This is a genomic window from Rhizobacter sp. P2_H2, from assembly GCF_056403375.1.
This window is the reverse complement of sequence record NZ_JBFUFP010000238.1, coordinates 1-6,366: the sequence shown is the minus strand read 5'-3', so window position 1 is coordinate 6,366 and position 6,366 is coordinate 1. Positions and strand designations below refer to the sequence as shown.

Sequence of the window (6,366 nt, the reverse complement as noted above, 5' to 3'; positions counted from 1 at the left end):
CCCAGGCCCTGGTCGGCCGAGACGATGTTGCCGCTGATGGTCGCGCGGAACGAGACGGTGCCATTGCCGTTGCGGATGACCTCGAAGTCTTCCCAGGTGCTGGCGACCGGCGCGGTGGCGTTCAGGAACGAGGTTCCCGTCGCGGTCGCGCTGACGAAGTTGTTGTTGGCCACGGCACGAAGCGTTGACGCGTCTGCCGAGGCGGCGAATGCGCCCAGCATCGCGGCCATCGCAACGGCCTGTCGGGTACTCCACTGCATGTTGCTCTCTCCTTGAAGGTTTCTTGTTGGCTTCCCCAGGCGTCCCTCGGCCTCGTCGCGAGGCCGCACCTGTGGCAAGGCATCCCAATCTATGAGCCCGGCCGGCCTTTTCCTGTGTCTCTTTGCAAGACTCGTCTGCGCAAAGTGGAACCGCTTCCAGCCAGCGCGGCGATTTGATCATTCCTGGCGGGGCGGCGCCTGAGGGTAAGTCCGGACTTTCACTGTTTCAAAGTGCATCCGCGTTGGCGACAATGCGCCCGGATTCCAACAACGATCGAGGAGGAAAGCGTGAGATTGACAGCGATCATCGTGACGGCGTTCGCGCTGGCCGGCTGCGCCAGCGTGGCCGAGCAGTCGGCCGACCTGGCCGGCCAGCGCAGCTGCTGCACGGCCATGTCGGAGTTCAAGTTCGTCCCCCTGCCCGCCAAAGGCGTCGACGTTCCCCTGTTCCCGGCCTATGCCCCGGTCTACGAGTTCGACGGACGAAAGAGCTACTTCGCGCCGTTCATCGTCAGCGGAAGCAACGTGCGCTCCATCGACATCGAGAGCGACCTGAACGGCTACCGCGATCTTCAATTCCTGGCGCCGGCGTTCCTGTTCCTCGGCAGGAAGCATGAGCCGCTGGCACTGGCGACGCCGGCCCTGCGGTACGAGCCTCCCGGCATCATCCGGTTCGGCCACATGGAAGGGACAGTGCTGGTGCCGGAAGACGCCGCCTTCATGGTCGTCCTGAGTGCCCCGGCATCGGAGGCCGTCTCGGTCGACCACCCGGGCACCAGCACGATCTTCATGATGCAAGGGAACATCCCGATCGTCGTCCCCCACCGTGGGAAGACCGCGGTGTACGAGCCGGCGCCGACGGGCAAGCTCGTGTTGACACCCATCGCGCGCGAGTCAGGCAGCCCCGTTCGTTGACGTCAGGCCTCGGGTGCGTGGCACACCGCTTCGATGTTGTGCCCGTCCGGGCCGATGACGAAGGCGGCGTAGTAGGTGGCGTGGTAGTGCGGGCGCAGGCCCGGCGCACCATGGTCCTTGCCGCCGGCCGCCAGGGCCGCGCGATGGAAGGCATCGACCTGCCCGCGCGTCTTGGCCGTGAAGGCCAGGTGAAGATGGGCCGGCTTCTCGTCGGTCTGGAAGATGCACAGCGAGCAGGTGCCGTCCGGGCGGCTCAGCTCGACACCGTACGCGGGCGTGCCCTCCGAGACGAGGGCGACGCCGAGCGGTTCGAGCGCCTGGAGGAAGAACGCCTTGCTGGCCGCGTAATCGCTGGCGCCGAATTTGACGTGGTCGAACATGCGGGTCAGTCCATGTGCTCGATGTCTGCGGGCATCGCGACCCAGCGGTGCATGCGTTCTTCGTACACCGAGAACGTGGGGCCGGGAAAGGAGGGGTCGGCGAACGCGCCGACGGGAATGATGATGCTGTCTTCGCGCCCCTCGATGGTGTAGTACACCGTGGCGCCGCAGGTGGCGCAGAAGTGGAAGGTGGCGCGGCTTCCGCCATCGCCGACCCGGTCGAAGGTGCTCGAAGCGCCGGCCAGGGCCACCGACTCGGCGGGGAATCGCGCCTGTGCGGCGAACACGCTGCCCGTCCTGCGCTGGCAGGCCAGGCAGTGGCACACGGAGACGCGAACGGGCTCGGCCGACGTGATGGCCGTGAGCTGTCCGCAGGAGCAACTGGCAGTTCGGGTCGTCATTGCTTCAACGGCGCCGCGTCGGGCCGCCTCATTCGCCAAGCCAGCGCGGAGTATGCAACGACCCGGATGCAGGCATCATGGCCGCCGACATGACACCTCTGAATCTTCCGTTCGACACCTTTGACTGGATCTGCGGACTGGTGATCAACGGCTTTCTCGCCTTCTTCGTGCTCGCTGCGATCACCGCTGCAGGTCGCCCGTTGTGGGGCATCCGACTTCGAGTGATCCTCGCGCGCCGGCCGCCGCCGCATCCCGCGCCGACAGCGCGCAAGCGCCGCCGCATCTTCTGCAACGCCGGTCGGTACGAAGGGCAGCCGTCGTGACGCACTCCCGCCGCTAGAATCCGCAGCCTCGCTCGCCGTAGTTCAATGGATAGAACGGCCGCCTCCTAAGCGGCAAATACAGGTTCGATTCCTGTCGGCGGGACCAGCGCAGAGCAAGGCGGGCCCGCCTTCCTCCATCCCCCTTGAGAGGGTTTCAGAACCCTGGCACCGGCCCTAAGCTGGCCCTCCGATCAAGGAGGAGTCTCAATGACTTTGAAAGCAAAACTCGCCGCACTGGCGGTCCTGTCCCTCGCAGCGGCCGCGCACGCCGAGGTCATCACGTTCAAGTTCACCGGTACCGTGACCCAGAGCCTGCCCCTCGCACTGACCGGCGCGAAGGTGACTGGAACGTTTGCCTATGACACCGATTCCATCTACATCGATCCCCCCCCGAAGCCCAGCGAAACCAGCAGTGCCACGTACGACGGAATTCCCCAGTCCATGCGCATGCACGTCAACGGCCACACCTTCGAATCCGAAACCGTCAAGATCTTCATCTCGAACAACTCCAACAGCAATGTCGAAGACACGATCAGTGTCATCGGAGAGGGGATGACCTTGGACGGCACGCGGTTCGAGCAGGGATCCTTCGGATTCGAGCTCTACAGCGGCCCCGGCAACACCCGAGCGCTCCACGGCAGCCAGCTGCCCAAGCGCATCCTCGTGAAGCGGTTCGACCTCCAGAAGTACGGATTCGGCATGGTGGATGGATCAGGAGATGGAGGCCTCGTCGCGTTCGAGGTCGACCGCATCAAGGTCGTCCGCCCGGCGGCACAGGACGACGTCGACGAAGAATGATGCAGGGGGCGCGGGCGCTGATGGGGTGCCATGGTCCAATCGCCGGACGCCCTGCCCCGCCGAAACCAAGAACGCCATGACGGCATCCGACGAGCCCTGGACCCTCCGTGAAGCCCGCGTCGGTGACGCACCGACGATCGCCGCGCACCGCTACTACCGTGGCGAGCCGCAATCCGACATCGACGCCTATGCCGACTGGATCGGGCCGCGTATCGAGCGCGGCACCTACGTCGGCTTCGTCGCCGAGCTGGCCGGCCAGCCGATCGCCGGGGCCGGCGCCGTGTTGCTCGATTGGGGGCCGATACGCGGCGAGCCCGGCGGCACCCGGGCGCGCATCGTCAACGTATTCACCGAGGCGGCGCATCGCCGCCAGGGCCTTGCCCGCGCCTTGCTCGACCGGGTGATGGACTCGTGCGATGCGCGAGGCATCCGCGTGTTCAACCTGGCTGCGTCGAGTGACGGTGCGCCGATCTACCGCGCGCTCGGCTTCGTCCCGTACGACAACGAGATGATCCTGCGACGCTGAGCCGGCTGCGTCAGCGGCGCAGCCGCCCGCTCGCATCGACGATCGACAGATCGACGAAATCGAGCCCGGTGTGGTCGCTCGGGCTGTAGTTGATGCGCAGGCCGCCGAGGTCGTAGGCCGACATGCCGTTGAGCGCGGCCAGCACCGAGTTGCGGTTCGGCGCGCGGCCGGCGCGGCGGATCGCCTCGACCAGCACCTTCGCGTCGGCGAAGCCCTCGACGAGCGCCGGCGTGATGTCCTCGACGTGCGCCGCCTTCGCGAACTCCAGCACCTCCTTGATCAGCGGCGACGAGATCGCCCGCTCGTTCGGAAACACCTGCGCGATGATCGTGCCGTGCGCGTTGGACTTCATCAGGTCGATGAAGCCCTTCGAGGCGTTGTTCGACAGCGTGACGATCTGCGCCTGCAGGCCCGCCGCGCGGATCTGCGCGGTGCCGCCGGCCACGGCCTGCGCCGAGCCGACGAACAGGATCGCCTGCGGCTGTGCCTTCTGCAGGGCCTCGACCGTCGGTCCGAACTCGGGCTTCTGCTGGTTGAACTGGCCGGCGAACACCGGCGTGATGTGACCGGCCTCAAAGCCGGCGCGGGCCCCGGCCATCGCGTCGAGCCCCGACGAGTCCTCCGGGACCACGACGGCGATGCGGTTCACACCCACCCCCATCAGGTGCTCGATCGCACGCTGGGCCTCGCGCGACGACGACGCGCGCACGTTGAACACATAGGGCTGCACCGGCTTGCGCAGCACCGCGGCGCCGGTGAGCGGCGCGACCAGCGCGATCTTCGACTGCTCCAGCACCGGCAGCATCGCCTGGGTCTGCGGCGTGCCGCGGCTGAGGAACAGCGCAACCACCTTCGGATCGGCCGCCAGCGTCTTCGCGTTCTTCGCGGCGAGCGGCGGCTGGAACTGGTCGTCGAGCGACACCAGCTCGAGGCGCTGGCCGTCGATGCCGCCACGGGCATTGATCGTGTCGAAGTAGAGGGCGGCGCCGGCCGTCATGTCGCGCACACCGGCTGCGACCGGGCCGGTGAAGCCGGCGGTCTGGCCGATGCGGATCTGGCCTTGGGCCGGCGCAAGCGCCACCACGCTGGCGACGAGCGCCAGCAGACTCTTCCATGCGTGCATTCGAATTCCCTTGTAGGTGTGGAAGCTTCCACTTGTCGTACAAGTCTAGTGATCGATGTCACGACTCCGGTTGACGGATCTGCGAATTCGACGGCAAGAAGTCACGATTTTCGGAAGCGGGCCTCGGTGGCGCAGAGGTGGGCAACTGTCAACTGCGCGCCACAGTGCGGTGCTCGATGCCGGACACGTTTTGTTGCGTTCGCGGCCATCACGTGCAATGAGCCCGCCAGCAGCGCCGCACCAGACAGGCCTTTGCCACCCCGCTTGACATTCCCACGCTTCGCATCACGCGCAGGCGGAGCCCACCTCCACGCCGTCCTCCCACGACACCGGCTGCAACCTCTGCATCGCGTTCTGCTCGATGACCCCGATGCCCAGCGCGGCACCGACCATGGAGCTGCACGAGATGGTGCTCGGCACGCCGGCGGAGCTGCAGGCGCATGCGGCGCTGATGCAGAAGTTTCCGGAGATGGAACATGCCAGCCCGAACATGGCGCATGTGAAGCCGGGCGCCGACGGCCAGATCGTCTGGCAGTTCACGCAGCCCGGCGAGTTCCGCTTCGCCTGCCTGCAGCCCGGGCACTTCGAGGCCGGCATGCTCGGCCGGCTGGCCGACCCGAAGATGCTGGACACCCTGCGCGAGGGCGACAAGCTGCGGTTCCGCGCCGAGCGGGTGGACGGGGCGATCACGGTGGCGGCGATCGAGGCCGCAAAGTGACGCAAGAAAGGACGCAAGAAAGGACCCGAGCTCAGCGCGTCGACACCACGCCTGCGCCCGGCCGCCCCGACGCCGCCGCCAGGCACAGCAGCCCGAGCGTGGCGCTGCACTCGCCGGCCGTCGCGATGCACTCCAGCCCCTCGCGCTCGACGTAGGCCGGCAGCTGCAGCCAGGCCGCCGGCACCTCCAGCATCACCTGCGAGCGTTCGGTGCGCACCCAGCCCGCGTCGGCCAGCTGGCCCAGGTAGATCCAGGTCTGCCGCCGCGACAGGCCGGCCAGCTGCCCCATGAAGGCCTGCGACACCGGCAGCGCGATGTGCGGCCCGCGCGCGCCCGACTGCGTCGTCGCGAACGCCGCCGCGAAGGTCGCGAGCACGTTCACCAGCCGCTGGAAACCGCCGCCCGCGAGCCGCAGCGCCAGTTGCTCCTGCATGCGCAGCGCCGTTGCCGAATGCAGCCGGCCGATGTCGTCGCCCGGCCCGCCATCGCCACTGCGGCCGGCATCGCGTGCCGCCCGCACCGTCGATGCCGGCACCTTGACGGCCACGACATCGATCAGCGCCGTCACGTCATACAGCGCGCGCTCCTGCCCGAGCGGCGAGCCCCAGCCGATCACGTCGCCGCCCCACAGCACCGCCACGCCCACCTCGGTGCCCGCGGCCACGCGGATGTGCAGGCTGACCGCGCCCTGGCGGATCGCCATCCAGTCGTGCAGCTCGCCGCCGACCCGCACGATGGCCTGGCCGCGCCGGAACACCTGCTCCACCGCCTCGTCGATCCAGTGCTGCTGCATCACCACACCGCCAGCGTCTTGGCCATCACCCGCTGCAGCCAGCTGCGCGAGGCCGCTTCCGACACATCGCCGCTGCCGGCGCTTTCCAGCGAGGCATTGGCCACGTCGCGCGAGTTGACGACGTTGCCC

At 67.8% G+C, this 6,366-nt stretch carries 11 protein-coding genes and 1 tRNA gene; 6 read left to right on the top strand and 6 right to left on the bottom strand.

The window, feature by feature from the left end:
• A partial coding sequence (locus tag AC1D15_RS14395) for a fascin domain-containing protein (RefSeq protein WP_477826521.1) occupies nt 1–260 on the bottom strand: 260 nt, incomplete at its 3' end.
• Between the two features lie 288 nt (nt 261–548).
• Between AC1D15_RS14395 and AC1D15_RS14390 the strand changes: the two genes are divergently transcribed.
• Complete coding sequence (locus AC1D15_RS14390) at nt 549–1,175, top strand: hypothetical protein (protein ID WP_477826520.1); 627 nt, start codon at nt 549–551, stop codon at nt 1,173–1,175.
• 2 nt (nt 1,176–1,177) lie between these two features.
• On the opposite strand, the gene AC1D15_RS14385 is transcribed toward AC1D15_RS14390, so the two are convergent.
• Nucleotides 1,178–1,555, bottom strand: coding sequence for a VOC family protein (locus AC1D15_RS14385; protein ID WP_477826519.1), 378 nt, complete (start codon nt 1,553–1,555; stop codon nt 1,178–1,180).
• 5 nt (nt 1,556–1,560) lie between these two features.
• Nucleotides 1,561–1,956 (bottom strand): GFA family protein, encoded by a 396-nt coding sequence (locus AC1D15_RS14380; protein WP_477826523.1) that lies wholly within the window; start codon nt 1,954–1,956, stop codon nt 1,561–1,563.
• A gap of 77 nt (nt 1,957–2,033) precedes the next feature.
• Here AC1D15_RS14380 and AC1D15_RS14375 point away from each other — a divergent pair, with 77 nt between their 5' ends.
• The 4 genes from AC1D15_RS14375 (at nt 2,034) to AC1D15_RS14360 (ending at nt 3,603) form a co-directional block, all read left to right on the top strand.
• Nucleotides 2,034–2,279: a hypothetical protein gene (locus AC1D15_RS14375; protein WP_477826518.1), complete on the top strand. Its 246-nt coding sequence runs from the start codon at nt 2,034–2,036 to the stop codon at nt 2,277–2,279.
• 31 nt (nt 2,280–2,310) lie between these two features.
• Nucleotides 2,311–2,385, top strand: a tRNA-Arg gene (locus tag AC1D15_RS14370).
• Between the two features lie 101 nt (nt 2,386–2,486).
• Nucleotides 2,487–3,077 (top strand): hypothetical protein, encoded by a 591-nt coding sequence (locus AC1D15_RS14365; protein ID WP_477826517.1) that lies wholly within the window; start codon nt 2,487–2,489, stop codon nt 3,075–3,077.
• 76 nt (nt 3,078–3,153) lie between these two features.
• Nucleotides 3,154–3,603 (top strand): GNAT family N-acetyltransferase, encoded by a 450-nt coding sequence (locus tag AC1D15_RS14360; RefSeq protein WP_477826516.1) that lies wholly within the window; start codon nt 3,154–3,156, stop codon nt 3,601–3,603.
• A gap of 10 nt (nt 3,604–3,613) precedes the next feature.
• Here the strand turns inward: AC1D15_RS14360 and AC1D15_RS14355 are convergent, their stop codons facing one another.
• Nucleotides 3,614–4,726, bottom strand: a complete 1,113-nt coding sequence (locus tag AC1D15_RS14355; protein WP_465113800.1) for an ABC transporter substrate-binding protein — start codon at nt 4,724–4,726, stop codon at nt 3,614–3,616.
• Nucleotides 4,727–5,087: 361 nt separating this feature from the next.
• Between AC1D15_RS14355 and AC1D15_RS14350 the strand changes: the two genes are divergently transcribed.
• The gene (locus AC1D15_RS14350; protein WP_477826515.1) at nt 5,088–5,444 is read left to right on the top strand and encodes a hypothetical protein; all 357 of its coding nucleotides are present in this window, start codon (nt 5,088–5,090) and stop codon (nt 5,442–5,444) included.
• 31 nt (nt 5,445–5,475) lie between these two features.
• Here the strand turns inward: AC1D15_RS14350 and AC1D15_RS14345 are convergent, their stop codons facing one another.
• Nucleotides 5,476–6,237: a Crp/Fnr family transcriptional regulator gene (locus AC1D15_RS14345; protein WP_047503095.1), complete on the bottom strand. Its 762-nt coding sequence runs from the start codon at nt 6,235–6,237 to the stop codon at nt 5,476–5,478.
• On the bottom strand, nt 6,237–6,366 hold a 130-nt coding region (locus AC1D15_RS14340), incomplete at its 5' end, for a flagellar basal body L-ring protein FlgH (RefSeq protein WP_477826522.1). The genes AC1D15_RS14340 and AC1D15_RS14345, both read right to left, overlap by 1 nt.